This is a genomic window from Bacillus sp. F2HM (genome assembly GCF_019266135.1).
Classification (GTDB): domain Bacteria; phylum Bacillota; class Bacilli; order Bacillales; family Bacillaceae; genus Bacillus; species Bacillus safensis.
Window position 1 is genome coordinate 13,367 of sequence record NZ_LRMO01000018.1, and the last position, 26,185, is coordinate 39,551.

The following is a 26,185-nucleotide window of genomic DNA, read 5'->3' on the forward strand; positions in this document are numbered from 1 at the left end:
AAGGAATTTTTAAGTTGACGTTTAGAAATTTGTCAAAACAAGCACGGTGCTAGTTTCATAGTTCTATTCTACATGACAAATTTTTCTGTATCAAATGACTTTTTACTTAATTGGCTGATTTTTCTCCGCAAATAAAAAAGCATCCTTCCGAATGAAGAATGCAGCGTTCGTTTTTATTTTCTTATTTCCGGATCTTTTACGGTAAGCGGGTAGAGCACGCCTTCTTTCGCAAACGACATTTTTCCCGTTTCTTCTGATACGACAAGAACAAGTGCATCTGTCATACCAGAGAGTCCGATCGCTGCCCTGTGTCTTGTGCCAAGCGAAGGACTCACTTTTTTCGATGTAAGCGGCAGCACATTTGCAGCAGAGACAAGTGTATTTTCTTTGACTAAAAGAGCACCGTCATGCAGTGGATTTCCCGGGTAGAAAATGCTTTCTATTAAGGAAGCGCTAATTTTCGCATGAAGGTTTGTCCCTTTTTGAATAAAATCCTCAACCTCATCGCGTCTTTGGATCACAATGAGTGCTCCATGCTTTTGTTTTGATAAATTCTCAATGGCTAAAGAAAATTGAGCAAATCCTGGTGTGAATTCTTCCATATACGCTTGTAAATAAAACGACGAGGCCTCCGCATGCATTTCATTAAACTGATCATGCAATGCTTCGAGATCACAAAGTAAACACTGCTCTGTTTCATCAAGAGAATCAATGATGTCACTTGCATCCTTCATAATGTTCATCAAATGTGTTCTCATCCCGGCTTTAAATATCACTTCTTCGTTTGTCCGATGGATCATCCGATCTTTTCCCTCCTTCTTTCGCTTGTTGTTATAAAATAGCAAATTGTGCACATTCTATTTGTATGGAGGTGAGCTTAATATGACCATTCAGAAAATCATCCAATATGCTTGCAGCATTTTAGGTGTTGTCAGTCTTTCTTTTATTTATGCCCAAATGTTTAAAAAAACGAAGCCATCTAAGAAAAATAATCCGACGGAGAATTGATTTTTTTACATAGCATGATATAATTCCTCTCGTTATTTCTGTTCAGAGAGGAACTTATGATGAGAGAAACGAATAGCATTCGAGCAAGGCTGACACTATTTTTAACCATTTTGATTCCGATTTTAATTACCCAAGCAGGTCTTTCGCTTATTACCTTTTTAGATACGGTGATGTCTGGAAAAGTGAGTGCAGAAGACCTTGCGGGTGTTGCGATCGGTTCTAGTATTTGGACACCTGTTTATACGGGACTTGCCGGGATTTTGATGGCCGTTACTCCGATTGTGGCTCAGCTGATGGGCGCTGGGCATAAAGAAGATGTTCCCCGGGCTGTCTTTCAGGCGATTTATTTATCCTTTCTTTTAAGTATCACTGTGATTGTCATTGGTACGATCAGCGTTCCTTACATACTAGGAGGACTTGGACTCGATCACTCTGTAGAGGATATTGCCCGGCATTTTCTCAGCTTTCTTGCTTTTGGCATCCTCCCGCTGTTTGGTTATTCGGTGCTACGGTCATTTATTGATGCATTAGGGAAAACACGTGTGACGATGTTCATCACGCTCACAGCACTTCCTATTAACTTTGTTTTAAATTACGTATTTATTTTTGGGAATTTTGGCTTTCCAAAGCTTGGCGGTGCGGGTGCCGGTCTTGCATCTGCAATGACGTATTGGGCGATTTTCATCATGAGTATTTGTATTGTCATTAAAGCAGAACCATTTGCCTCATTTCGTTTGTTTCAAAAACTGCCTCGAATGAATATCTCCCGTATAGGGCAAATACTGAAAATTGGCCTTCCTATCGGGTTTGCGATCTTTTTTGAAACGAGTATTTTTGCAGCAGTGACGCTATTAATGGGTCACTTTGATACCATTACAATCGCCAGTCACCAAGCAGCGATGAACTTTGCTTCTATTCTTTATATTTTACCGCTTAGCATCTCAATGGCGTTAACGATCGTTGTTGGGTTTGAAGCGGGGGCTAAGAGGTATAAAGACGCGCAAAGCTACAGCTATATCGGCATTGGAACGGCGGTATTATTCTCATTATGTACGGCCGCCCTCATCTTGCTATTCAGACCAGAGATCGCTGGTTTATATACAGCTGAATCAGCTGTTTTACAAATGACACAGCACTTTTTGATTTACGCGATCTTTTTCCAGCTGTCAGATGCGATTGCTGCACCCATTCAAGGGGCTCTGCGCGGCTATAAAGATGTGAATTATACGCTCATTGCTGCTTTTGTCTCTTACTGGGTCATCGGTCTTCCTGCCGGTTATCTCATTGGCACATATACCTCCTTTGGGGCGTTTGGTTATTGGATCGGACTGATTGCCGGGCTTGCCGCAGGCGCCATCGTCCTCTTTATCCGTCTCAGATTGATTCAAAAACGTCAACTCAGGCATGTATCGAATCACTAAATACAACACAAAAAAGCAGCTGACATAGATCAGCTGCTTTTTTGTTTAATCATTCCATTGATACGTCCAGAAAATTTCTTCATCAAACCATTTTTGGACAACTGGTTCTTTGTTTTTGAGCTTTTGTTCAAGCTCTCTCAGCATGCCCTCTGTTTGCGTTCTATGCGCTCTCAGTGCATTTAATTTGATATCTGCAACATCTGTAATATCAATCACAATATCCGCATGTCCAAGCACTTCTTCTCTATTCTTCGTAATGGCCATGCAGTATGTGACAGGACGGTCTTCTTTTTTCTTGCGGTATAGAGCACGAATCACAGCTTCACCTGTCGCATCATGATCAGGATGTACACCGTGTCCTGGATAAAACGTCACAATGAGTGTCGGTTTGACTTCATCAATGATGGTTTCCATCACATCTGCCAAATACTCGTCGTCTTCAAATTCCAATGTTTTATCACGCAGGCCAAGCATACGTAAGTCTGTGATATCCATTTCTTTGCAGGCATTGATTAATTCCTGTTTTCTTAATTCAGGAAGTGTTTCACGGTTCGCATATGTTGGGCTTCCCATATTTCTGCCCATTTCTCCAAGTGTCCCGCATGCATATGTGACGGGAATTCCACGTTTTCTGCTTTGTGCAATGAGACCAGCAACCCCAAAAGATTCATCATCGGGGTGAGGCAGCATCACTAGTACATGTTCGTTCATGACTTGTCACCCTTTCTTCTACACCTGAAATGGTGTTTCACTAATTTGTAATGAGATCGCTAGTTTGCCGTCTGGCAAGTGTCCAGCTAATAGCAGGCGGCCTTGGTCATCAAACACATAATCGGTTAATCCTTCTGCGTAAATCCAGCCATCTTCTGTTTTCATTCCAACACGGTATGGACCTTGTCCTTTTATTTTCGCCTGTGAATAGACGACTTTCGCGTTGCGGATATACGCAACAACCGTCATATTTTGTTCATTTACATGAGCTGAATAAGAACCAGTTGTCGTTTCAAGATGAACGAAGACTGGACGATTTAAAAACGATTCAAGATGTGCTGTGACATCTTCCGTTTGAATTGGTTTCATGAGTGGTTCCTTCCTTCATTTTGAATTAATTCTCGCAGCTTTTTCGTATGTAAGCTGATCAGCTGCAGCTGATGATCATGCTTAAGCTCACTTTCTAAAATTCTCTCCACAGCAAGCACATACTTTTGGTGTAATGATTTCCTCACTCTCGGATGAGTTCGTGCATCAAGTAAATCATCACATATGGCCTCGTGTAAAGAAGACATATCATTAACATCAAGCTGACGATTTTTCCATAAAGATTGATAGGCGGCTGCAAGTTCATGAGCTGACGACATATGATCACCTCTACAGTTTTGGTAACAACTTATTATGACATGATCCGCCTGCAAAAAAAAGCAAACTGCTTGTTTGGCTTAATGAGAATTTGCTGTTTTTTTCATGCGTATTTGAGAGGTGGTAAACAGTAAAATCGCCACCCAAATACAAAGGAACGTCACAATTTTAGCTGCGGATAAGTGTTCGTGATAGACAAACAGCCCTAAAAACAGCGTAATTGTCGGTGCAATGTATTGCAAAATGCCCACTTGATAAAGTGGAATTCTTTTTGCGCCTTCTGAGAATAAAAGAAGCGGCACGGCTGTAAAAACGCCTGCAAAAAATAAGAGACCGAGCGACCCGAAGCTGTTAGGATTCATAGTCACAACAGGTTCTTTTAAGAAAAATAATAAGTACACAAGTGCAGCCGGTGCGAGAAGCAGCGTTTCAATCGTCAAACCAATCGCGCTCGTGAAGCTCATCCTTTTTTTGATCAAACCATAAAAGCCGAAGCTAAGGGCTAATAAGAAAGCAACGACAGGAAATGACCCGTATTGAACTGTTGAAAGGATCACACCAAATGCGGCAATGAGGATGGCAATGGTTTGCCATTTATTTAGTCGTTCTTTTAAGAAAATAATGCCTAATAGAACGGATACAAGCGGATTAATATAGTACCCTAAACTTGCTTCTAGCATAAGACCATGATTGACTGCCCAAATGTAAACATACCAGTTGACCGAAATTAAAATAGCAGATAAAAGTAATGAAAAAAATGCTTTACCATCCAGTATGAGACCCTTCACTGTCTGCATTGCTGGGCGGACTTGTTTTAAATACAAAAGAATACCGCACATAAACACAAATGACCATAAAATTCTGTGCGCTAAAATTTCGCCTGACGAAATATGCTCCATCAGCTTCCAATATAACGGGAATAAACCCCAGAGTGTAAAAGATGCTGCCGTGTAGAGAACACCTTTTGATTGCTGTTCGTTCAATGTAACCATCCCTTTCTAAATCTAACGTATATTATAGCACGCACGCAGGCGAATGGGCATATACTAATTCAGGGCATTTAGAAAGGATGATTCACATGTTCGACTGGAACCGATTATTCCCTTTTCAAAAGCAGTTCTCAAAAGAAGCCTTAAAGAATTCAGATCCTAAAGACGTTGAGCAGTATGTCAATCAAGTCATGGAAAGTGTATTCGGCTCCAATTATCCTGCTCAGTTCCCATTTCAGGACCCCCTTTCTCAAAATCAAAAAACGAGAGAAACTGATGCCGAAAAAGAAAAAGAGCCAGAAGTCGAAGTGTTCGAGACGACTGATCATGTGTTTGTCAAAATTGAACTTGCTCGTCCGAACACAGAAAAAGTCAAAATCAAACATACAGCCAATTTGCTGTTTATTGATCATTTTCCTGAAGAAGGAACACAGAAGAAAGTCGTCCTCCCTGCTGCTGTGAAACGAAAAGGAACGAAGGCGTCGTATCAAGATGGTATATTGGAAATTATGTTTTTAAAGCATGATGATCCAGGAATTTCAGAAATTGATATTCCATTATAAAAAGCCTGCTTTAAGAACGGAAGCAGGCTTACTCTTTTTTCTTAATAATATGGTGGATATCCGCCGCCATAAGGTGGTGGAGCAGGCGGTGGTGGTGGCGGGTAATATGGACGGGGATAATTAAAAATCGCACTTCCTAGAAATCCGCCAAGCAGTCCGCCGACTAAAGGAGCGCCAAAACCAAAAAACAAAGGGACTCTGGATTCATATGGCGGAATGCCAGGGGCGCCGCCTCGAAAATACGGAGTATGAGGGTACATGCATTTCTCCTCCTTTGTCATGTGCCTAACATCAGCATATTCATCAGGAGTCAAAATGTTTGGGCAATCCTGAAACTAGGCTTGCTCCTTTTTCCCGTGTGAGTCTGTATACTCCCCTGCCCACCGAGATACCTCATGAAACACATCATGTAACGCATTCCCTTTTTCAGTTAAACTGTAAATGACTTTGACAGGTGTCTCAGGCAGGACGGTCCGCTCTATAATCCCTTCTTGCTCGAGCTCTTTTAAACGCTCTGCAAGCATTTTTTGACTGATCGACGGGATCGTGTCTGTGAGGTCTTTAAAACGCTTTGGTCCATCAAGCAATACATGTATAATGAGACCGTTCCACCTTTTGCCTAGGAGTAAAAAAGCTTGCTGAATGTGTGGACATAATTGGAATTCCATAAATTTCAGCCTTTCTTTTCATGATTGTTTGACAAACTAACGGTGTACAATTTAAAATAACTCTAGTTACAATAAGTAAGTTTCTCACTTTTTAGTTATTGTACCATATTATTTGCAAAAACGGGAGGAAATATCCATATGGCGACCGATCAAAAAACAATTGACATCTTAAAACAAAGAGCTTCAGTAAAAGAGTATGATACTTCTCATGAAATGACAAAAGAAGAGTTAACAGAGCTTCTTGAAATCACAACAAAAGCACCATCTGCTTGGAACCTTCAGCATTGGCATTTCACTGTTTTCCATAGTGCTGAAGCAAAAGCAAAATTACTTCCAATCGCTTACAACCAAAAGCAAGTATCACAGGCATCAGCTGTTATTGCAGTTCTAGGTGACCTTGAAGCTAACCAAAATGGCGAAAAAATCTACAGTGAGCTGGCAGAACAAGGCTTCATTACAGAAGACATTAAAGAAACATTGATGACTCAAATCAATGGCGCATACCAAAGCGAGCAATATGCACGCGAAGCAGCGTATTCAAATGCTTCATTAGCTGCTATGCAATTAATGATTGCGGCAAAAGCAATGGGCTATGATACATGTGCAATGGGTGGTTTCAGTAAAGACGCGTACATCAAAGAATTCAATGTAAGCGGCCGCTACGAGCCGGTTATGCTGATTTCAATTGGTAAAGCAGCGAAAGAAGCTCATAAAAGCAACCGTTTTGACATCGAAGAAGTATCTGATTTCCTTTAAAAATTGGCAAGGCCTCAGCCTTTATGCTGAGGCTTTTTTATTTGCTTCAAATATTATTTCTACATACTTTCTTTCCCCTTTCCCCTCTTTACAACTTTACTCTTTCTCCTTTTTCAAGAATGAAAGCGTTATATTAGTATGGTATTCACCAAAATGATTGTTTTTTCTGAAAATGGTCTTGTGATCTAATCTGACAACTGCTATTATTATGAAATTACAAAATATTCAGGAGGAAATCATGAACAAAAAATTGATGCTGGCACTACTAATCGCGATTCCATTCATCGGACAGCTCGCATTGCTGCCTTTTGCGAATCGCATTCATCCATTTGTCATCGGCCTGCCCTTTTTCCACTTCTGGCTCTTGCTATGGATTGTACTCACACCAATTTGCACATTTATCATTTATAAGATGCAACATTCAAATGGAGGAACTAACTAATGCAAGGAAATTTAACAGCTTTATTGATTACTGCAAGTATTATTTTCATCGTCGTGATCATCGGATTTGCCGCTGGTCGTGACAAATCATCAAGACAGTCAGTAGAAGAATGGTCTGTCGGCGGAAGGAAATTTGGCGGACTGCTCGTATGGTTCCTCGTTGGCGCAGACTTATATACAGCTTATACCTTTTTAGGGCTTACAAGTACAGCTTATACAGCTGGAAGCGTCGCTTTTTTCGCTATTCCTTATTCAGTCCTAGCTTATTTTATTGCTTATTTCTTTTTACCGAAACTATGGACGGTTGCGAAAAATCACAACCTTACAACACTTGCCGATTATGCACGTGAGCGGTTTGACAGCAAGCTGTTATCCAGTTTGATTGCGATTGTTGGAGTACTTATGCTGATTCCTTATATTTGTCTTCAGCTGAGCGGAATTCAAGATACGTTAACTGTCGCTGGAACTAATTATATTAATGTGAATGCAGTAGTTATTATTTCATTTATTTTAGTCGCACTTTATACATTTTTTAGTGGTATTAAAGGTCCTACATATACAGCCATTATTAAGGATATTCTCGTTTGGGTGATCATGCTGTTTATGGTCGTTTCACTGCCAATTATTCATTTTAACGGCTGGACACCGATGATGAACACGTTAGCCAAAGAAGCCCCTCAGCTTCTAACGATCCCTGAAGGCGGTCCTAAGGGCATTTTATGGTTCATTACTGCTTCAGGCGTTTCTGCTCTAGCTTTGTTTATGTGGGCACACGCAGCAACTGGGGTTTTTACAGCCAAAAGCGCAGATGCCATCCGTAAAAACAGCATGTTTTTGCCTCTTTATAATATTGTATTGATTTTGGTCATCTTCCTTGGATTTATTGCTTTTTTAGTCTTACCAGAAGATACAAATCCAAGATTTGCTCTTCTTCATTTAATTCAAACATCATATGGCGGCGTGATGCAGGGGCTCGCTTATTCAACGATTGCACTGGCTTCCCTCATTCCATGCTCCATCATGGCCATTGGCGCATCAAATTTATTTGCCAATAATTTATACCGTGACTTAATTCATCCGAATGTGTCACCTAAAAGATTGACCATCATTACACGTTCGATGGTGTTTATCGTCATCGGACTCGCTCTTTTATTCGGGATGCTGTTCCCAACTGCACTTGTCACGCTTCAGCTCATTGGTGTTTCAGGAATGGTTCAAATCTTCCCAGCTATTGCCATCAGCTTGTTCTGGAAAAAACAATCGAGAGAAGCAACGATTGCCGGGTTAGTCATTGGAATCATCGTTACCTTTACAGCGAATATCTCACAAGTCACGTTCGGCCTTTATGAAGGTTTTCTTGGTTTACTAGCAAACGTCGTCGTTATCTTGATCTTGAATCCATTCTTCCAAAAGAAGGTCACATCCAATTCTGTCATGAATGATCTATTTGAAAAGGATCATGAAAAAACAGAAGCGGTCACAAGATAAGAAAAAGCAGTCCCCTGATGAGGACTGCTTTTTTTATTTCATTTCTTTTTTCAAGACTTCAATGGCTTTTTTCATTTGTGTATCGTTGTTCTTTAACTTATCTTGGATCTTTGTCATCAGAACGGTCGTTGTATCTCCAGTCAGAATACCGTCTGCCTTTAAATTGTTGTCTGTTTGGAAGCTTTTGACGATAGTCTGGAATGCTTGATCGTACTCACCGTTTGCTTTTGCTTTGTAGCCCAGCGCTTGGAACATTTTTTGAGCCGCTTTGACTTCATCTCCATTGTCATTTAGCTCATACGATTTTTTCGGGCTTAAGTACGGCAGCTTTGCATAACTTGGAAGAGCTGCTTTGATCTGTGGTTCAATTCCTTTTTTGTGAATCCAAGAACCGTCTGGAGTCAGCCATTTTGCAATGGTTAACTTGACACTAGAACCGTCATTATAGTTTTGCGCATTTTGAACAGTTCCTTTGCCGAACGTCTTTTCACCCACAATTTGAATGCCTGAAGATTGGTGCAGAGCCGCCGCCATGATTTCAGCAGCGCTGGCTGAGCCGCCATTTACAAGAACAACTGCCGGCTGATGGACTTTGCGTTCTTTTTCAGCCTTGTACACTTGTTTCTTCCCTTTTTCTTCAACCTGCATAATGACTTTCCCTTTATCGATAAAGTCATTGCTCATTTCTATGGCTTCTGTCATAATGCCGCCTGGATTATCTCTTAGGTCAATGACAAAACCTTTTGCCCCTTTTTTCTCGAGGTCATCAATCGCTTTATCCAGCTCTTTCGATGTAGTTTCAGCAAAGGACGTAATTTGGATTTCTCCTATTTTGTCTTTTGTGAGTTTGGCATACACCGTCTCAAGCGGAATCGTGTCTCTTGTGATGGTCACATCTACATTGCCAACTCCTTGACGGTTGAGATGCAGCTGGACATCCGTTCCTTTTTTTCCTCTGATGAGAGAGACGGCTTTATTGACCGACATTCCTTTGGTGCTTTTTCCATCCACTTTTAAAATATGATCATGAGGTTTCAAACCAGCTTTTTCAGCAGGAGAGCCTTTAATCGGCGCGACAATTAAAATTTGTCCATCCTTCTCTTCTACTTGTGCACCAATTCCTTCAAATGATGAAGAAATGGTATTGTTAAATCCTTCGGCTTCCTCCTGATCCATGTATGTAGAGTATGGATCATCAAGTGATGCAATCATTCCTTGGATCGCACCATCTACTAGTTTTTGATCATCCGTTTTTTCGTAATACTCATCCTTTACCTTCGTATACGCAGCCATGAGTTTACTAAACTTCTCGTCTCCAGAGACGCTGACAGCACCTTGTTTTGTGATCACAAATGTAATCGCAGAGGACAGTGCAGCAGTCACCAGAATGGCTACCACGAACTTCATTTGTTTTTTCAAAAAAACACCACCTTTATCTCCTTTCATTATTATCAAGGACGATGCTTCATCCGTCAACCAAAGGATCAACTTCTACTTGAAAAGATAAGCCATTTGCTCCTTTATTGCATAATCTTTAGAGAGGAACAGGATAAGGAAAGAAGGGATTTTATGAGTGATTATGTAGAAATGCTTGCCTATTTTGGCGTCTCAGGTGCCCATCCTGGCGGAATTGAGTTAACAAAATCAATGATTGAGCATATAAAACTGCCGCCTCATGCACGTATACTGGATGCCGGATGCGGTACAGGACAGACGGCCGCCTACTTAGGAAATATAGGTTATCAGGTGGAGGCCATTGATACGCATCCATTGATGATTGAAAAGGCGAACCTGCGATTCAAGCGGGAGGAACTGCCAACCCGCGCCTTAGAGGCATCCATTGAGCAGCTGCCCTTTCCAGATCAAGCGTTCTCTCTACTCATCAGTGAATCTGTTTTAAGCTTTACCAAGCTGCCTGCTGCACTTGCTGAGATCAAACGCGTCCTTGCTCCTGGCAGTCAATTGATTGCAAATGAAGCTGTGTTAAAAGCTCCTCTTACATGTGAAGAGATGGCAATTGTTCGAGATTTTTACGGCTTTCACTCGCTCTTGTCGCTTGAAGAATGGAAGGAGCAGTTAACAGCAGCAGGCTTCCGTGACATTCAGATTCTCTCATTCGATGAACATATGGTGCAGGAGGAACCGACAGAAATGGAATTATCTGAACACATACCGCCTTCTCTTTACGAGACACTGCAAACACACTACGATCTCATTCAAGCACACCGAAAGCAACTAAGTCACATTCTATTTGAATGTACCGTATAAAATGAGCGAATCTCCTATATGTTTTGTCCAAACTCTATGAAGTCTCTCGCATAGGATAAGAGTGAAAAGAGTTTGTCATAAGGAGGAAAAACATGGAGCGCTACTACAAGCTTTGTCAGCAGCACATGGGGAAAGTCGCTAGAATCACTGATCGTAATGGCAGAGTACATGTCGGACGCATTGAGCGTGTGACAAACCGCAAAGTTTATATTCGTCCAGTCGGCGGGTCTCGCGGGGGCTTTGGCTTTGGCTATTGGGGCGGATATTATGGCTGGGGTGCAGCGTATGGCATCGGCCTTGGGTTCATTACCGGCTTCGCACTAGCAGGATTGTTCTTTTTTTAAAAGAAGAATAAGAGAAGGCCTCCCGAATAGCTGGGAGGCCTTTTACTTGTTTAGATTTTCTTTACTTTGTTCATGTATTCTTCAAATGTTAAATCGTGATCATGCATCGCTTTTGCAGCTTCTTTTCCCACATAGCGCAAATGCCACGGCTCATATTCGTATTTGGTAATGTCTTCTTTTCCTTTTGGATAACGGATGATAAAACCATATTTGTAGGCGTTTTTAGCCACCCATTTGCCATCTGGTGTTTCACCAAACTTTTCAGAGATCTCAAAGCCGGCACTTTTTGAGGAAATGTCCATGGCTAAACCTGTTTGATGTTCACTTTCGCCTGGTAAAGCGACTGCTTCTTGTGCTTTTTCTTTGCCTTTTAATTTGACCTCACTATCAAAAATGACTTTTTGACGGTCATAAGAGCGATAGCCAGATACTGCAGCAAGCTCAAAGTTTTCCTTTTTTGCACCTTTGAATAACTTTTCAAGCGCTTCCGCTGCTTCTTTGCGGATATATCGCTTTTCAATATCTTCCGAAAAAGAGAATTCTACTTTTGGTACAACGAGATCAGAAGGTTTATAGGTTCCTGGTAATGCATATTCTTTGTTGACAAGTGCTAGCACATTTTCAGGATTTTGAATGGTTTTCAGACCGCTCACAACCTTGATGTCATTGAAATATTCACTCTTTAACGTCAGCTCTTGATTCGATGAATCTGCCTTATCGTTTGAGTTGTGCTGGGGAGATGAACTTGCTGCGTTTTTTTGTTCGTTTGTTTTGTTTGATTCAGATGTACCGCTTTTTTGATCCAGCAACTGGCAGCCTGATAGCGCGGCTGTCAAACCAAGAATCGATGCGATTGAGAGTATTTTGTAGCTTTTCTTCATGACATACCTTCCTTTTGCTCTTCTAAAAAAATAAAGATGCGCTACATTGTAGCACACCCTTTATACTATTATAAAACGGAGTCTAGCGCAATTAAGATCATTTCATCAAACGTTGTTTGACGCTCTTCAGCCGTTGTTTCTTCTCCTGTTAGAACGTGATCACTCACAGTCAAAATTGATAACGCTTTTCGATCAAATTTTGCTGCAAGAGAATAAAGAGCGGTTGTCTCCATTTCGATCGCTAGGATACCATATTGAGCCATGAGCTCAAGTGGTTTTTCATTATAAAATTGGTCTGCTGTAAATACATTTCCGACACGTACAGCGACATTTTTTTCTTGTGCCGTGTCGTAGGCTTTCTTGAGCAGGCCAAAATCAGCGCATGGCGCATAATCAATCGGTCCAAAAGCGACACGATTCATTTGTGAATCTGTTGATGATGTCTGGGCTAAAATGACGTCACGTACATTGACATCTCTTTTGATGGCTCCGCAAGATCCAACGCGAATTAAGTTTTGAACATCATAGCTTTGAATGAGTTCATTCACATAAATTGAAATAGACGGTACGCCCATTCCAGTGCCCTGTACAGAAACACGTTTTCCTTTATAGGTTCCAGTATAGCCATACATTCCGCGCACTTCGTTATAGCACTCAACATCTTCTAAATAAGTATCTGCAATATATTTCGCACGAAGCGGATCGCCTGGCAGCAATACCGTTTCTGCAATTTGTCCTTTTTCTGCTCCAATATGTACACTCATTTTTTAGCCTCCACTTACGTTTACTATGTATTTTATCCTATTTATTATAAACGATCGAGCTTAAAAAAGAAAATACCAGCTGGATCTCAAGCTGGCATCATTCATTATCTATTTAACCTATCGTCATTAGTCGTTCACTGCGTTTCCACCCTGCTGGAGAGAGCTGATAATAGCACTTCCCCTTTTTCTTATCATCAATCACAACAATATCACCTGTTGTGATAAACCGCGCATTGTAATCATTAGGGACTGTATCATGTACATTAAATGTCGAGAATGCTTTTTCCAGTACATCAAGGTGTGTTCTGCCGCCAATCTTTGTCCGGTACACAGGCTGATGCCCGCTTGCAGCGCCATATTCAGGTGTCTGATAAATGGTTAAGTGAAATGCTGAAGGTTTCTTTTGAAAAAATCTCAACGTCAATTGCATTCAAATCCCTCCCCTTTTATATAAAATTGGCTGGGATCTGTCAATTTCCTTCTTCTATTTTTGTCGAATGTCAGGCAATCTTTCGTCAATCTTTTTACAAATGAGAAATAAAGCGAGTCCTATCGCAAAGCCTCCTGCAACATCTGTCAAATAATGCACCCCGATATACATCCGGCTGATGCCGATGGCCAGAACGCAAAGCCCTGTGATCAAATAGACGATTTTTTGTCTTTCTTTCAGCCATGGGATCATTTCAACTAATAGATAAGCAATAAAAGGGTAGATTGTGGCTGCATTCATCGAATGTCCGCTCGGAAAGCTATAATACGTTTCACCTACAAGGTGATCAAAGGCCGGACGCTCTCTAGCAAACAGCCCCTTTAATTCATGATTGATTGTTTTTTCTGTGAGATATAGTAGAAAAAGCATCATGATAGAGTAGTAGCGCTTATACATAAACAAGACCACACTAAAAATGAGCATGATTGGAACGAGCAGCGCGCTGATGCCAAAGTCCGTCAAAGCCAGCATGACATCATTTAAAAAAGGGAGTCTGATGCTTTCAAACCATAAGATAATCTGGTTGTCCAAATCTTGAAAAGCCCCAGATGCCATGAGCGCAGCAATGGCGCCAAATAAAATGAAAAGAAATAGGATGTACACGTGAAGGATTCCCCTCCCTCTCTCTTCAGAATCTCTTCAAAGTATAGTGCCTACCACGCCTCTTCTTCAACTATCATTGCTTTTTTCAGCATATATTCAAATGTAATGTCAGCCAGCTCAAATGTTTCAAGCTCAGCAGGTATGTACCCTCTTTTGATCAGCTCCACGTAGAAGAACTCCGCAATTTCCTCTGTATCAATCACCAAATCTGCTTCCTTCATTGCATTCCGCCTCCTTTTTTATGATGTATGAACGCCGGCTGTTTTTTATTACAGTTTGTCATAATGGCTCATTCCATACATATAAATGCAGTAAACAAAAAGAAAAGGGGCTTGAAAGAATGAAGTGGTTAAGCATATTAGATGGAGAAACTTTTGATCAGGTGATGGGCCGTATCTTGAGGGGATGGTTTTATGTGATTGCATTTTTCTGTGTGCCTTATTTTTTATTCGTATTAGGACAAGTCTTTCTTTAACCAAAATGTTCGTGTAAACTTTCCAAAATAAAATCCATCATATCCTTATATTCTGGATCTTTGAAAAATTCATAGAGAATTTTATAATCGTTATAAATATCAAGAAGCTCATCCACTATAGATACAGCCAGAAATTCAAGTGAAGATTCGCTTTCTTGTTTCTCTTCTAGCTGCAATAAAGCCGTTTGGACCATATCTTCTTCTAACTCTTTTGAGGTTTCTCCGACGTAATGCACAAAAAGAAGCTGATGAACAAACTGGTCCATCTCATATTTTCTTAGGACAAGCGTTAGATCTTCCTCTTCTGTTTCCAGCCACTCTCCGTCTTTCAGCCTCGTGAGTTCGTAAATGACATCTTCCCAGCCATCTTCAAGGTAACGCCAAATTTCAGTCCGATGACCGATGATTTTAAATAGCTCTTTTCCGTAATCTTTTACATATACAACATCGCCAATGAGGAACTCATATTCAATGTCCAGCTTTTCTGTATCGACAATCACTCCGCTATACTCATCGTAAAGCTGAAGTGATGTTTCAAAATAAAGCACCTCATTATGATTGACCTCATATAAATAGTGCTGGTCAATTTGATGGACTTTTGTAATCGTTCCGACTGTGCCGTACATGACAACGACGACAATATCCCCTACTTGATATTTTGGTGCTTTCGCCTTCATTCTGTCTCCCCCTTGCCCGACTTTTGGTCTTAACGTATCGTATGCCGGCGCAAGGAATTCTGCATGGGCAACCACACCATGCAAAACGCCATTTTATTTCTCATGAAAAAACCGCTTCTCCCATATGGAACAAGCGGTTGTGTGTTATTTTTTTTTGACTTCTACTTCATATTGCTCAAACGCTTCGTCAAATGTTGTCATTGAGCTTAGATAATCACCATTTAATTCTAAATAAGCACACAGCTCATGATAATCTGTGGAAGCTTTAGGAAAGCTGTGATCTTCATACGCAGCATTTGCAAAATGGCTGATTTCATCTTTCGGTTTTGGATGTCTGAACTTCATTAAATAATGGTAAAACGACTTCACCTGTTTTTCCCTCCGCGACACTCTATTTTGTTGTTATATTATACAGCAATTTGATGACTTGTATAGGCGGAGGTACAACTTATGAAGAAAAGTCAAAGTAATTTCGCTTTAATAACCGCTCCATGCTCATTAATTCTTCATAGGAGATTTTTTCTGGAAGTTTTGTCTGGTCCACTAAAATTAATTGATCTTCAATCTCTTTGACCGTCTCATCCTTTTGATATGTCATACCGCAGTGCGTGCAGGAGATGGACGGCGTTTCGATGATTTCAATTGATTGTGTGCCCGTGATCAGTTCCCAATAGACTGTTGTCTGCTTAGCATTTGCTTTGTTTTCCTCACACCAATCACATGTCAGCAAGGCTATTTCTCCTCCTTCACGGTTTGTTCTTTTTTGAGCTGAGCTTGATATTTCTTCTCTTTTAATTCATCCCGTTTTTCACGTTTGTTTTTAAGTGTGTCATGCTCAGGATTTGTCTCATATGCTTCTCTACGTTTCATTCGATTTAAATTCTCAGGCGTAAACGATCTTGCTTCATCCTCAAATAGTGCGGTAATACCAATTGCTGGTTCTTGTTTTTCTTCATAAATTTCATTGAAATACGCATCTGCCTGACCTGCGACGTAATGCTCTGGTTCTGGATAAGAGGTGATGACACCTTCAAAGTTACGAAGGACGACTTTGTCAGGGCTTTGCGATAATAAATAATTTGGCTGTAAGGCAATTTTCCCTCCGCCTCCTGGCGCATCTACAACAAAGCTTGGCACTGCATAACCGCTCGTATGCCCTCTTAAACCTTCAATGATTTCAAGCCCTTTTGATACCGGCGTTCTAAAATGGCCAATGCCCTCAGATAAATCACATTGATAAATATAATATGGTCTGACCCGAATCTTCACGAGGTCGTGCATCAGCTTCTTCATAATCGGCACACTGTCATTAATACCTGCAAGAATGACGGCCTGATTCCCTACAGGGACACCGGCATTCACGAGACGTTCGCATGCTTCTTTTGCTTCTTTTGTGATTTCAATACTTGTGTTGAAGTGAGTATTCAGCCAAACTGGGTGATATTTTTTCAATATCTCGCACAGCTCATCTGTTATACGCTGCGGAAAGACAACCGGCGCGCGGGTTCCAATCCGAATGATCTCAACGTGCGGAATATCTCGTAAGTTTTTCAAAATGTATTCAAGCACTTGATCATTGATTAACAGCCCATCTCCGCCAGAAATTAACACGTCCCGCACCTCAGGTGTTTCTCTAATATATCCAATGGCAGCATCTAACTGCTTTTTCGGCACACCCATACCAATCTGACCGGAAAAACGTCTTCTCGTACAATAGCGGCAGTACATCGAGCACTGATTTGTCACAAGAAACAGCACGCGATCTGGATACCGGTGCGTGAGCCCCGAGACAGGTGAGTCCTCATCTTCATGCAGCGGGTCTTCCAGATCATATTTTGTTTTATGAAGCTCTTCTGCAATTGGCACAGATTGCATACGTATTGGACATCTTGGATCGTCTGGATTCATCAGTGAGGCATAGTAGGGTGTAATGTTGAGTGGAATGGTTTTGGTGGATATCTTCACCCCTTCTTTTTCCTCTTCTGTTAAGTTTACGATTTTTTCTAAATCCTCAAGCGTTTTCACGGTATGCGTCAGCTGCCAAATCCAGTCGTTCCACTTTTCCTCAGGTACATCTTTCCAAAGCTCAATGTCCTTCCAGTGACGTGCCGGTTCATACAATTTCTGATTCATTTCCATTCCCCCTATCAGCATTCACTTTATACTATGCAAGTTATGTGCCAACATGGGAAAATGCCCCTATTCTTTAGAAAAGGAGCTTTACCCTTCATATTCAATTGGATGCAGTGCCTACATTTCGGCATCTGCATATTTCTTTAGTTTATATTGCAGTGTTTGTCGAGGGATTTTTAAGGCGGCGGCGGTTTTTTTAATATTCCCATTATGCTGATGCAAAGCTTCTTGAATCAATGTTTGTTCAAATGAAGACACTTGATTTTTTAAGGAGGATTCAGATGTTTCCTTTTCCAGCTTTTGCTCACGTAAATGAGCCGGAAGGTATAGAGGGGTGATCTCTTCCGCTTCCTTTGGCATCATCAACACAGCATGCTCTATCGTATGTTTTAATTCTCTAACATTCCCAGGCCAGTGGTGCGCCATAAACAATCGTTCCGTTTCTTCAGAAAGCCGTGTGACGTTTTTTGAAAACTGCTGATGATAGGTTTGAATGAAGTGGCGGGATAGCAGCGTGATATCTTGCTTTCTCTCACGAAGCGGCGGAATATGAAAAGATGACACATGCAGTCTATAAAATAAATCTTCTCTTAAAATTTGCTTTTTCACTGCTTCGAATGGGTCCATATTGAGCGCAGTAATGAGCCGAACATCCACTTGAATGGACTTTGCATCACCGATGCGGCGGACAACGCCATCCTCTAACACACGTAATAATTTCGTCTGAAGCGTGAGCGGCATCGCTTGCAGCTCATCAAGAAAAAGCGTGCCTCCATCAGCTAACTCGAAAAGTCCCTTGCGATCAATTGCGCCCGTATAGCTCCCTTTGACAGATCCAAACAATAGACTTTCAAGTAATGATTCTGGCAGTGCTGCGCAGTTTTGCGGAATGAACACTTGGTTTTTTCGGTCAGATTCATGGACAATGGCTTGAACGAGCACTTCTTTTCCTGTCCCTGTTTCTCCGTAGACAACAACTGATGATGGATAAGCAGCTGCTTTTTTTGCCCTTTCAAGCATTTCTTTTAAAAGCGGGTCATTTGTTAAAAATGAAGCAAAATCATGCATTTGTTCGACCTCAGCCGCGTCATGTATCCGCTTTTTTTGACCTAAACGATTGGAAAGAGCTGACAGCTTTGATACATCTTTTGCGACTTCGACCGCACCTATTAACTCGTTATCTTCAATAATAGGCAATGTCGTGTTCACTGTTTCAATTTTTTCTCCGTTTTTATTCAAATAGGTTTGCAGTGAATGATAAATGGGCTTTCCTGTTCTCAACACATGCATGAGCGTACTTGTTTTTTCAGTTAAAGAGGGATACACATCAAGGATGTACTTACCAATCACCTCTTCTTTTTGTAAACAGTCAAACTTAGCGGCATTATGATTGTAAAAAATCGTCATCCCTCGATCATCTACAACGTGAATGGCTTCATCAATGGCTTCTAAAATTAATTCAAACCAATCTGCTCTTTCGACAACCTTCCCCATTCTTTCCCCCTCACTTTCAGTGCCAAAAAACTGGCATCAATTGCCGAGTTTTCAGCGGCTTGATCATTTTTAAATGGTTCTCTATCCTTTTCATGTTTCGCTTTATCCTTTCTACTTCCTGCAAAAATTTAAAAAAGCACCCCTCTTATGAGAAGTGCTTTCGCCCAGATGTTTGATAAAGTGACAGATCGAATTCTTGCAGCGATTCCCTATACAGCGGCACAATCGGCTTTCCTTCCTGAAATAACGTAAATTGGGACGGGTACAGCTTAATCGGCTGATGATAAAAAGCAAACCGCTTCACGACCTCAGGATCAATACGGCAAAAGGCATGATGCACAAGTAAATAAACATCTTGTTTCCATTTAAACAGCCGCCTGTTTGGCGGACTGAATAAAGGAGAAACTTTGATGATATCGCCATCCTCAAATGCCTGAAGCTGGTCATTTGAAATCGTATAGATCTCCTTTGGGTGAAACTGAAAATATTGCACGTCACGTTTTGAAGCAAACCGTCTTTTTTTCTGATCTTCAATATAAAAGAACGTTTTCCCCTGATCTGCGGTGACGACTGTATAATTGGGGACTGCCAGCTTCTCTTTCATTTCATATTTCATCTCACATAATAGCGGAACACGGATCGCACGCCTGTTCTTTTCATTTATCCAGCGCTTTTCAATTCCATGAAGTTTTCCGCCTGCGATTTGATAATAATCCCCTTCTTTTTCAATGACCGTTCCGTCAATTAAATCATAGGGCATACTCGAAAACTGATGATGAAAGGAATGAGGCGTTTTATACGTTATATCCAGTACATCTTTTAATGGAAAAAACACAGCGAAATGATTCAGCCTCATCCAAAAAACAGAATCTGCATGATGCCAGTGCTTTGGCTCATCATCCCAATATTGTCCGTATTTTTCATGAATCAGTGGAAGCAAGCGGCTTCTGTGCATGACCGAACAATGATCCACTTGAAAGGACGCATGCTCTAAGATTTGATCTGCTTCTCGAACAAAACTCATCGTTTCCACTAAATACTGATTAACATGCACGACCCGTTGCGAGGAATACACAATATCTACATGAGGCTTCGACCGAAAAACATCCACCATTTTAAGCAAACGATCTTTATGGTACACGGTATCATCGGTTAAATAACAAATGAGCTCACCTGTTATACGGGTTAATGCTTCATTAATAAGCGTCGCATATCGTGCGGTTAACAGCCGTTTTGCCGGATGAACCGTGTTCGAATACAGCCGAATGCGGTCATCACTTAAATAGGGCTGGATCTTTTGAATGGTGCCCTGTTCTGAGCCATCATCCATAATCAAAAGCTCCCAATGCGGGTACGTTTGTTCTACCATACTCTTTAGCACACGATCAATGAAATCTGGTTTATTGTAGCTTGTTAATATCACCGATACTTTCATGATCATTATCCTTTTTGATTAGATTAAAAAGCCCCCCAGCTGACAATGTTCACAAAAGGAACACTCACTCTTAGCTGATTTGTCGCGTTTTTAAAGACCGCAACCGTATCAAACAATTGCACAACAACCACGTTTTGAAGTACATCTCCATTGACTAAATGAACACGCGGCACTGGAATGCCAAGCTCAAGCCATGGACGAAGTAATTCTTTGATGTCTGACACATTCTCTTCCTCACTTTCTTCTAAAAGGCGAAGAAGAAGTAAAATCAAGATGACTTCAAGCACTCCTTCCGACTCTAGTAATTCTTCGTTCCAACCATCTAATAATTGTTCAAATTCCATTCATAATCCCTCTCTCTTCACATTTAATCTTTACTAGAGTATGAGCGTCACTTCATTTAGCCTCAGCATTTGAAAACATTTTTAAAAATGTGTGAAGTGATTAATTGAAAAAAAGAATCAGGAATCAGCGTTCTGCTTATGCCAAAAAAAATGAACGGCATATACATAGGGGTGAGTTTGAATTGATGAAGAAAGGATGGGGAAAAAATGAGCGAAAAGCGTGCTGAATTAAAAAAAGAATTATTGAAAGTGTTTTTCAAACCAATTACTCATGCATTAACAGCTAATCTCGAAGAAGGAGGAGTTCAAATGGAAGAAAAATTGAACGATTTATTAAGTGAAGTGGCAGCTGAGGCATCACCTTCAGATTCTGCTACAACACTCGATGTATCTCAGCCAGCAAGATGGATCTTTGCAAGACTTGCACCAGGAACAGTCATTAGCATTGTCACTGACTCAGGAGATTTAATTGGGCCAGTTCAATTTGTATCATTCGATGCTTCAACAGGTGTTGTATTTGTTACACAAGAAAGCTCTGTCACACCTACAGGCTCAGCAACGACTCTATTAGATGTAGATAAAGTTGAAAGTGTTACATTCACATCTTAATGTGAGAGGGTCATCATGAAGCTTCTTTATATCAGTTCTGGCTACGGCGGAATCTATCACATGTTTGATCAATGGGTAGAAGAAAGCTTCATTGATTCCCCCTTTTCATGTGTAAAGATTGATAGAGAATCTCTACCCACTAACATGCACAAAATCCGGACATTTTCTCCGGATTTTGTTTTGATGATGATCGGTGATCATGTTCCGAAAGATGTACTTCATCAATTCAAACAAGAAAAAATCCCGATCGTTCTGTGGATGACAGAAGATCCCTTTTATGCAGATGTATCAGCTGCTTGCGCACGTGATGCTCAGCTTATCTTAACGATTGATGAAGGGATTTTGCCTTTTTACAAACAATTAGGCGCTGAAAATACACACTACTTTCCCATTCCGACAAATACACGTGTTTTTCAGAAAAATGAATCGCCACAAGAGATGTGTACGTATGACATTGCGCTCGTTGGTTACCCTTATCCCAACCGCATCAAAGCCATCGATACACTCTTAAAGCAAAACAAATGGCGCATTCTCGTTGCAGGTAAGGAATGGCACCGTCATTTAAATAAATCACGGAGACAATATCGTGATTTCACACTTATAACGAATTGGCTGAGTCCTCAGCAAATGGCGGACATCTATCAGCAAACAGCGATTGTCCTGAATCCGCATAGGCCCGCTCAATTTGTGTATAACAAAAACAAAGTCATGATTCAAAATATGAGCCTCAATAACAGAGCATTTGACATTGCTGCAACTGGAAGTTTTCAATTGACGGATCTGCATCCTCCGCCTACTTTTTCAAGCTTTGCTTTTTACAAAGACGAGGATGATTTGATCAAACAGGTGGAATACTATGGATCAAATGCAGGTGAAAGAAAGGCGGCCGCACTGAACAACTACGAGCAAGCCGTTCGCTGGAATACATTTGATACGATGCCGCAAAGGCTTTATGAAATTGTAAAAAGCGCCCTATAACTGGGCGCTTTTTCTCGTTGAATGCTAGCTTATGCATGATCTTCCGCATCTCGGCGAGCCAATAAGACGTTCTCAGCTTCTTTCCGGTCTCTTTCCTGTTTCACCACAAGCGACCGCGTGTGATCCATCATATATGCTCCGACAGATCCTTCTAAAAAGGAATGAATGCATTCTTTTGCATAATGAGCATGAAAAGCATATACCGCACCATTTAGCCGGCCATACGTATATGGCTGCTCATGCTTTGGCATAAAAAAGTAATGATTGTCCTTATATAAAGTAGCTTCATTGTTTTCATGAAGTGTCCAAGTTTCATTTGGGTTTTCTAACGCCTCTGTAAAAGATGCGGTGCAATCATATCCCCCCTCCACTAAAAGCTGCAAGCACTTCTCGATATCTGCCGGCTGTCTTAGAGGAGACGATGGTTGCAGATACAGCACAATATCAAAGGTTTTCCCCTCCCGCTCTAAATAAGCAAGCGCATGCTTCACAGCTAACAGCGACGGCGTTTGTTCTGTTACATGTGTGCTTGGCAGTTCAATCACATTTGCTCCGTAGTGAGATGAAATGATTTGCGTATTGACATCCTCCGAAGAGACGATGACTTCATCTAACTCAATCATTTGCAAAAGCGGCTGAATGGTCCAAAAGATAAGCGGCCGCTCTGCCAATATGCGTATGTGTTCATCATGCTGGCCGTCGTGACTTCTAAATGCAGGTATCATGGCTAAAATACGATTTCCCCTATACATGTCTTCTCTTCTCCCCTCGCGCACAGCTCCCATACAATTTTCTTCACTGCCCGAGCTGACCGCAGTACTGAAGTATTCAGGTCTCTCGTTTTTCTAGTTGATCTCTTTTCTCTCCATATTCTATTAAGACGACAAGGAGATGGTTATAATTTGTTCACCTAATTTATACATGAAGTGGTTCTTTTCCTCAAACGAATGCCGCTCTTTCACATATGATGCAAAGTAGAGAAATGAGAGTTGGGGGATTAGATATGTCCAATCAGATAGAAACGACTTTGAAGACCTTTTTTCGCGACAAGACGATATTAGTTACAGGCGGTACAGGATCCATCGGCCGGCAAATCGTGAATAAATTAACAAGCTGCTCTCCAAAAAAGGTGATCGTCTTCAGTAAAGATGACAGCAAACAATACATGATGAAAAATGAGTACGCAGATCATCCAAATGTCGTATTCGCTTTAGGAGATGTCCGGGATGCAAGCCGCGTGAAACAGCTCGTCAAAGGTGTGGATATCATTTTCCATGCAGCAGCCTTAAAACAAGTACCCACTTGTGAAGATAATCCGTTCGAAGCCGTTCAAACGAATATCATCGGCGGGCAGCACGTCATTGAAGCAGCCCTCGAACATGAAGTGAGTCATGTTGTCAACATTTCAACTGACAAAGCGGTTTCTCCGACTAATGCCATGGGTGCAACAAAATTGATTTCAGAAAAACTATTTTTCCAAGCAAACGAAAGTATTCCGAATCAAAAAACCAGGTTTTGCTCTGTACGTTTTGGCAATGTTCTTGGATCTAGAGGTTCCGTTATTCCGATCATGCTCCAGCAGCTATTAAATGAAAAACCTTTGACCGTGACTGATCCTCATATGACACGTTTTTTTATGTCCATTGAAGAGGCTGTTTCCCTCACACTTCAAGCAGCAATTATGATGAAAGGCGGCGAAACCTTCATTCTCAAGATGGAGTCCTTACAGCTTGCCGATCTTTTAAAAGCGTTTCATGAATATGCCGCTCAAATCAATGCTAAATCTCCAGATGTTCTTGTAGTCGGAAAAAGACCTGGCGAAAAGCTTCACGAGGAGCTCACATTCCCGCACGAAGCAGATGCACTGTTTGAACATGAACAATTTTATGCCATTTTACCGAGACCACATTTGCACCCTGCCTTTCAAAAAGTCGACTTAACGAATTACACCTCAAAAGAAGCACCGCTCATTACAAAAGAAAAGCTGTTCCACATCATCGAACAATTACATCATACACATCATAAAAAATAAAAAATCGTCACACGGAAGCAGCTGCTTTCCATGTGACGATTTTTAAATGGATCAATCAAATAGATGTTTCAAATCCCCGTAGCCTTCTTTTTCAAGATCATCCTTTGGGATAAACTTTAAAGCGGCTGAGTTTATACAATACCTAAGACCGTTTGGCCCTGGTCCATCAGGAAAAACATGACCTAGATGAGAATCAGCTGTTTTACTGCGAACCTCTGTCCGCACCATTCCATGACTCGTATCAACCTTCTCTGCTACTTCTTCCTCTTCAAGCGGTTTTGTAAAACTTGGCCATCCGCAGTGGGCATCAAACTTATCTAAAGAAGAAAAAAGCGGCTTTCCTGAAATGATATCCACATAAATACCTTCTTCTTTATGATCCCAAAATTCATTTTGAAATGGCGGCTCTGTACCATTATTTTGCGTGACTTCGTACTGCATGCGGTTTAATTCTTTTATACGCTTTTCTTTTTCATTTGCCATTATTTATCACTCCAATGGGACTCAATAAAACCGGCTCTGCCCGAACCGACATGATATCGTTCGTAGTGCATTTTGTTTTTCTTATAATAATGCTGATGATATTCCTCTGCTGGATAAAAAGGACCTGCATCTAAAATTTCTGTCACGATTGGTTTTTTGAAAATCCCGCTTTGGCTCAGCTGCTCTTTCGATGCTTCAGCTAGCTTTCGCTGCTCGTCATGATGAACATAAATACCTGTACGGTAAGATTCCCCTCTATCGCCAAATTGCCCGCCATCGTCTGTTGGGTCTATTTGCTGCCAATACAGCTCTAGCAGCTTCTCATATGGAAACACGTCAGGATCAAACGTAATTTGAACCGCTTCTCTATGTCCCGTTGTATTTGTACATACTTCCTCATAGGTCGGATTCACTGTATGTCCGCCAGTATACCCTGATTCAACTTTGATAATGCCCGGCTGTTCATCAAAAGGTTTAACCATACACCAGAAGCAGCCTCCTGCAAATGTGGCTAATTCTTGTTTTTCAGACATATTAGTGCCCCCTTCATTTAAAAAATGGTATCATCATATTATAACATGATAAAAAATAATGAAAATGATACGACTTGTATACCAAAATAAAAGAAAGCATTACGTCGTATCTTTAAAATATAATGGGGGTTTAATGATTGGAACAAAGAAAACAAATGATGTACGAAATGGACACTTTACTGAGAACCGTATTTAAGCAGATCCGTTATGAAATTAACAGCCTGCTCGAAAACGAATTATCTCGGAATGAATTTCTTATTTTAAATCTGCTGCGTGAGCAAGGTGCAAAAAAAGTAACGGAATTCGCTTCCATTCTTGGAGTGTCAGCAAGTCATATTACCGCTGTGACTGACACACTCGTAGAAAAAGGCTGGATCACCCGTATCCGCTCAAAAGAGGACCGCCGCATCATCAAAATCCACTTAACCGATAAGGGTAAGGAAATTACTGAGCATTTTGAGAAAAAGAAAACGGAATACTTTATGGAGCGATTTGAATCATTTGATGACGAAGAACTAAAAACAATGATCAAATTATTTAAAAAGCTGGATAAAAGTCAAAAGGATTAAGCATAGATTTTAGCGCTCAGGACATGCTACGGATAAAAAGAGGTGGAATGAACCATGACAAGCCCTTACCTTTGTCCAAACTGTAAAACAAACAGAACGCGCTTTAATCTCATTGAGCAGCTTTCAGAACCTGTCAAGCTAGATCCAGCAACAGGAGCAGTTGTCGAAAGATACGAAGGAGAACAGCTGTCTCCTTTTCACTTGAGCTATCAAGGTCCTCAAATGAAAGTCCAGTGCGGTGTTTGTGGTTTAATTGAGGATGAAAAAACGTTCATTAAACTAGCTGAATATCATCAATATTCTTCTCCTTCTTAACATGCCGGCCTGACGGAATACGTCAGGCTTTTTTCTTTGCTTCTTTTGCCTATACAGATCGTCTTTTT

At 40.9% G+C, this 26,185-nt stretch carries 36 protein-coding genes; 13 read left to right on the forward strand and 23 right to left on the reverse strand.

The window, feature by feature from the left end; genetic code table 11:
• Positions 1–173 precede the first annotated feature (173 nt).
• Positions 174–800: a sporulation-specific diadenylate cyclase CdaS gene (cdaS, locus tag AWT60_RS11205; protein WP_024422691.1), complete on the reverse strand. Its 627-nt coding sequence runs from the start codon at positions 798–800 to the stop codon at positions 174–176.
• Positions 801–882: 82 nt separating this feature from the next.
• Here cdaS and AWT60_RS18530 point away from each other — a divergent pair, with 82 nt between their 5' ends.
• Positions 883–1,008: a hypothetical protein gene (locus tag AWT60_RS18530; RefSeq protein WP_008359993.1), complete on the forward strand. Its 126-nt coding sequence runs from the start codon at positions 883–885 to the stop codon at positions 1,006–1,008.
• Positions 1,009–1,067: 59 nt separating this feature from the next.
• Positions 1,068–2,429: an MATE family efflux transporter gene (locus AWT60_RS11210; protein WP_076841071.1), complete on the forward strand. Its 1,362-nt coding sequence runs from the start codon at positions 1,068–1,070 to the stop codon at positions 2,427–2,429.
• Positions 2,430–2,474: 45 nt separating this feature from the next.
• On the opposite strand, the gene bshB2 is transcribed toward AWT60_RS11210, so the two are convergent.
• The 4 genes from bshB2 to rarD all read right to left on the reverse strand — a co-directional run bounded on the left by bshB2 (position 2,475) and on the right by rarD (position 4,777).
• The gene (bshB2, locus tag AWT60_RS11215; protein WP_024422693.1) at positions 2,475–3,140 is read right to left on the reverse strand and encodes a bacillithiol biosynthesis deacetylase BshB2; all 666 of its coding nucleotides are present in this window, start codon (positions 3,138–3,140) and stop codon (positions 2,475–2,477) included.
• Between the two features lie 18 nt (positions 3,141–3,158).
• Positions 3,159–3,509: a YojF family protein gene (locus tag AWT60_RS11220; RefSeq protein WP_008359999.1), complete on the reverse strand. Its 351-nt coding sequence runs from the start codon at positions 3,507–3,509 to the stop codon at positions 3,159–3,161.
• Positions 3,506–3,787 (reverse strand): hypothetical protein, encoded by a 282-nt coding sequence (locus AWT60_RS11225; protein WP_218677274.1) that lies wholly within the window; start codon positions 3,785–3,787, stop codon positions 3,506–3,508. The genes AWT60_RS11220 and AWT60_RS11225 overlap by 4 nt, the downstream gene beginning before the upstream one ends.
• 78 nt (positions 3,788–3,865) lie before the next feature.
• Positions 3,866–4,777, reverse strand: a complete 912-nt coding sequence (gene rarD, locus AWT60_RS11230) for an EamA family transporter RarD (RefSeq protein WP_237727620.1) — start codon at positions 4,775–4,777, stop codon at positions 3,866–3,868.
• Between the two features lie 86 nt (positions 4,778–4,863).
• Between rarD and AWT60_RS11235 the strand changes: the two genes are divergently transcribed.
• Positions 4,864–5,337 carry an Hsp20/alpha crystallin family protein gene (locus AWT60_RS11235; RefSeq protein WP_024428325.1) on the forward strand — a complete coding sequence of 158 codons (474 nt, stop codon included), beginning with the start codon at positions 4,864–4,866 and terminating at the stop codon, positions 5,335–5,337.
• A 41-nt stretch (positions 5,338–5,378) separates the two neighbouring features.
• Here AWT60_RS11235 and AWT60_RS11240 read toward each other — a convergent pair whose 3' ends face one another.
• Entirely contained in the window at positions 5,379–5,597 is a 219-nt protein-coding gene (locus AWT60_RS11240) for a hypothetical protein (protein ID WP_024422697.1), read from the reverse strand.
• 75 nt (positions 5,598–5,672) lie between these two features.
• Complete coding sequence (locus AWT60_RS11245) at positions 5,673–6,005, reverse strand: winged helix-turn-helix transcriptional regulator (protein WP_024428324.1); 333 nt, start codon at positions 6,003–6,005, stop codon at positions 5,673–5,675.
• Positions 6,006–6,143: 138 nt separating this feature from the next.
• On the opposite strand from AWT60_RS11245, the gene AWT60_RS11250 reads away from it, so the two are divergent.
• The 3 genes from AWT60_RS11250 (at position 6,144) to AWT60_RS11260 (ending at position 8,690) form a co-directional block, all read left to right on the forward strand.
• A complete protein-coding gene (locus AWT60_RS11250; RefSeq protein ID WP_218677275.1) occupies positions 6,144–6,761 on the forward strand; it encodes a nitroreductase family protein in 618 nt (205 codons plus the stop codon).
• 238 nt (positions 6,762–6,999) lie between these two features.
• Positions 7,000–7,203 (forward strand): DUF3311 domain-containing protein, encoded by a 204-nt coding sequence (locus tag AWT60_RS11255; protein ID WP_060697075.1) that lies wholly within the window; start codon positions 7,000–7,002, stop codon positions 7,201–7,203.
• Positions 7,203–8,690, forward strand: a complete 1,488-nt coding sequence (locus AWT60_RS11260; protein WP_218677276.1) for a sodium:solute symporter family protein — start codon at positions 7,203–7,205, stop codon at positions 8,688–8,690. Before AWT60_RS11255 ends, AWT60_RS11260 begins: the two co-directional genes overlap by 1 nt.
• A gap of 33 nt (positions 8,691–8,723) precedes the next feature.
• Here AWT60_RS11260 and AWT60_RS11265 read toward each other — a convergent pair whose 3' ends face one another.
• A complete protein-coding gene (locus AWT60_RS11265; protein WP_218677277.1) occupies positions 8,724–10,109 on the reverse strand; it encodes a S41 family peptidase in 1,386 nt (461 codons plus the stop codon).
• Between the two features lie 150 nt (positions 10,110–10,259).
• Here AWT60_RS11265 and AWT60_RS11270 point away from each other — a divergent pair, with 150 nt between their 5' ends.
• Positions 10,260–10,958, forward strand: a complete 699-nt coding sequence (locus AWT60_RS11270; RefSeq protein ID WP_041085737.1) for a class I SAM-dependent methyltransferase — start codon at positions 10,260–10,262, stop codon at positions 10,956–10,958.
• Positions 10,959–11,050: 92 nt separating this feature from the next.
• On the forward strand, positions 11,051–11,302 hold the full coding sequence (locus tag AWT60_RS11275; protein WP_024422704.1) for a hypothetical protein: 252 nt from the start codon (positions 11,051–11,053) through the stop codon (positions 11,300–11,302).
• Positions 11,303–11,352: 50 nt separating this feature from the next.
• Here the strand turns inward: AWT60_RS11275 and AWT60_RS11280 are convergent, their stop codons facing one another.
• From AWT60_RS11280 to cgeC, 12 genes are all read right to left on the reverse strand, one after another.
• Positions 11,353–12,183, reverse strand: a complete 831-nt coding sequence (locus AWT60_RS11280) for a M15 family metallopeptidase (protein ID WP_024422705.1) — start codon at positions 12,181–12,183, stop codon at positions 11,353–11,355.
• 68 nt (positions 12,184–12,251) lie between these two features.
• The gene (gene deoD, locus AWT60_RS11285) at positions 12,252–12,947 is read right to left on the reverse strand and encodes a purine-nucleoside phosphorylase (protein ID WP_041109512.1); all 696 of its coding nucleotides are present in this window, start codon (positions 12,945–12,947) and stop codon (positions 12,252–12,254) included.
• A 112-nt stretch (positions 12,948–13,059) separates the two neighbouring features.
• Positions 13,060–13,377 carry a hypothetical protein gene (locus AWT60_RS11290; RefSeq protein WP_024422706.1) on the reverse strand — a complete coding sequence of 106 codons (318 nt, stop codon included), beginning with the start codon at positions 13,375–13,377 and terminating at the stop codon, positions 13,060–13,062.
• Between the two features lie 54 nt (positions 13,378–13,431).
• Positions 13,432–14,040, reverse strand: a complete 609-nt coding sequence (locus AWT60_RS11295; protein WP_098677489.1) for a phosphatase PAP2 family protein — start codon at positions 14,038–14,040, stop codon at positions 13,432–13,434.
• Between the two features lie 50 nt (positions 14,041–14,090).
• A complete protein-coding gene (locus tag AWT60_RS11300) occupies positions 14,091–14,261 on the reverse strand; it encodes a YozD family protein (protein ID WP_065214722.1) in 171 nt (56 codons plus the stop codon).
• A 250-nt stretch (positions 14,262–14,511) separates the two neighbouring features.
• Positions 14,512–15,192, reverse strand: a complete 681-nt coding sequence (locus tag AWT60_RS11305; protein ID WP_024422708.1) for a hypothetical protein — start codon at positions 15,190–15,192, stop codon at positions 14,512–14,514.
• Between the two features lie 144 nt (positions 15,193–15,336).
• Positions 15,337–15,561, reverse strand: a complete 225-nt coding sequence (locus AWT60_RS11310) for a YozE family protein (protein ID WP_024422709.1) — start codon at positions 15,559–15,561, stop codon at positions 15,337–15,339.
• Positions 15,562–15,640: 79 nt separating this feature from the next.
• Positions 15,641–15,922, reverse strand: coding sequence for a YokU family protein (locus AWT60_RS11315; protein WP_041085745.1), 282 nt, complete (start codon positions 15,920–15,922; stop codon positions 15,641–15,643).
• 2 nt (positions 15,923–15,924) lie between these two features.
• Entirely contained in the window at positions 15,925–17,325 is a 1,401-nt protein-coding gene (gene kamA, locus AWT60_RS11320; RefSeq protein WP_218677278.1) for a lysine 2,3-aminomutase, read from the reverse strand.
• A 117-nt stretch (positions 17,326–17,442) separates the two neighbouring features.
• On the reverse strand, positions 17,443–18,819 hold the full coding sequence (locus AWT60_RS11325; protein WP_041085749.1) for a sigma-54 interaction domain-containing protein: 1,377 nt from the start codon (positions 18,817–18,819) through the stop codon (positions 17,443–17,445).
• A gap of 145 nt (positions 18,820–18,964) precedes the next feature.
• On the reverse strand, positions 18,965–20,260 hold the full coding sequence (locus AWT60_RS11330; RefSeq protein ID WP_218677279.1) for a glycosyltransferase family 2 protein: 1,296 nt from the start codon (positions 20,258–20,260) through the stop codon (positions 18,965–18,967).
• Between the two features lie 17 nt (positions 20,261–20,277).
• Entirely contained in the window at positions 20,278–20,598 is a 321-nt protein-coding gene (cgeC, locus tag AWT60_RS11335) for a spore maturation protein CgeC (RefSeq protein ID WP_041085753.1), read from the reverse strand.
• 207 nt (positions 20,599–20,805) lie between these two features.
• On the opposite strand from cgeC, the gene AWT60_RS11340 reads away from it, so the two are divergent.
• Positions 20,806–21,207 carry a hypothetical protein gene (locus AWT60_RS11340; RefSeq protein ID WP_024422714.1) on the forward strand — a complete coding sequence of 134 codons (402 nt, stop codon included), beginning with the start codon at positions 20,806–20,808 and terminating at the stop codon, positions 21,205–21,207.
• Between the two features lie 15 nt (positions 21,208–21,222).
• The gene (locus AWT60_RS11345) at positions 21,223–22,185 is read left to right on the forward strand and encodes a CgeB family protein (RefSeq protein WP_218677280.1); all 963 of its coding nucleotides are present in this window, start codon (positions 21,223–21,225) and stop codon (positions 22,183–22,185) included.
• 29 nt (positions 22,186–22,214) lie between these two features.
• Here AWT60_RS11345 and AWT60_RS11350 read toward each other — a convergent pair whose 3' ends face one another.
• Positions 22,215–22,937: an acylneuraminate cytidylyltransferase family protein gene (locus tag AWT60_RS11350; RefSeq protein WP_041086832.1), complete on the reverse strand. Its 723-nt coding sequence runs from the start codon at positions 22,935–22,937 to the stop codon at positions 22,215–22,217.
• Between the two features lie 251 nt (positions 22,938–23,188).
• On the opposite strand from AWT60_RS11350, the gene AWT60_RS11355 reads away from it, so the two are divergent.
• Entirely contained in the window at positions 23,189–24,217 is a 1,029-nt protein-coding gene (locus tag AWT60_RS11355) for an SDR family NAD(P)-dependent oxidoreductase (protein ID WP_218677281.1), read from the forward strand.
• Between the two features lie 51 nt (positions 24,218–24,268).
• Here AWT60_RS11355 and msrB read toward each other — a convergent pair whose 3' ends face one another.
• Both msrB and msrA read right to left on the reverse strand, forming a co-directional pair.
• Positions 24,269–24,700 carry a peptide-methionine (R)-S-oxide reductase MsrB gene (gene msrB, locus AWT60_RS11360; RefSeq protein WP_024422719.1) on the reverse strand — a complete coding sequence of 144 codons (432 nt, stop codon included), beginning with the start codon at positions 24,698–24,700 and terminating at the stop codon, positions 24,269–24,271.
• Positions 24,700–25,233 (reverse strand): peptide-methionine (S)-S-oxide reductase MsrA, encoded by a 534-nt coding sequence (msrA, locus tag AWT60_RS11365; RefSeq protein WP_024422720.1) that lies wholly within the window; start codon positions 25,231–25,233, stop codon positions 24,700–24,702. Before msrA ends, msrB begins: the two co-directional genes overlap by 1 nt.
• 137 nt (positions 25,234–25,370) lie before the next feature.
• On the opposite strand from msrA, the gene AWT60_RS11370 reads away from it, so the two are divergent.
• Both AWT60_RS11370 and AWT60_RS11375 read left to right on the forward strand, forming a co-directional pair.
• A complete protein-coding gene (locus AWT60_RS11370; protein WP_007500780.1) occupies positions 25,371–25,802 on the forward strand; it encodes a MarR family transcriptional regulator in 432 nt (143 codons plus the stop codon).
• Positions 25,803–25,856: 54 nt separating this feature from the next.
• Complete coding sequence (locus AWT60_RS11375) at positions 25,857–26,117, forward strand: hypothetical protein (protein WP_024422721.1); 261 nt, start codon at positions 25,857–25,859, stop codon at positions 26,115–26,117.
• Positions 26,118–26,185: the final 68 nt, after the last annotated feature.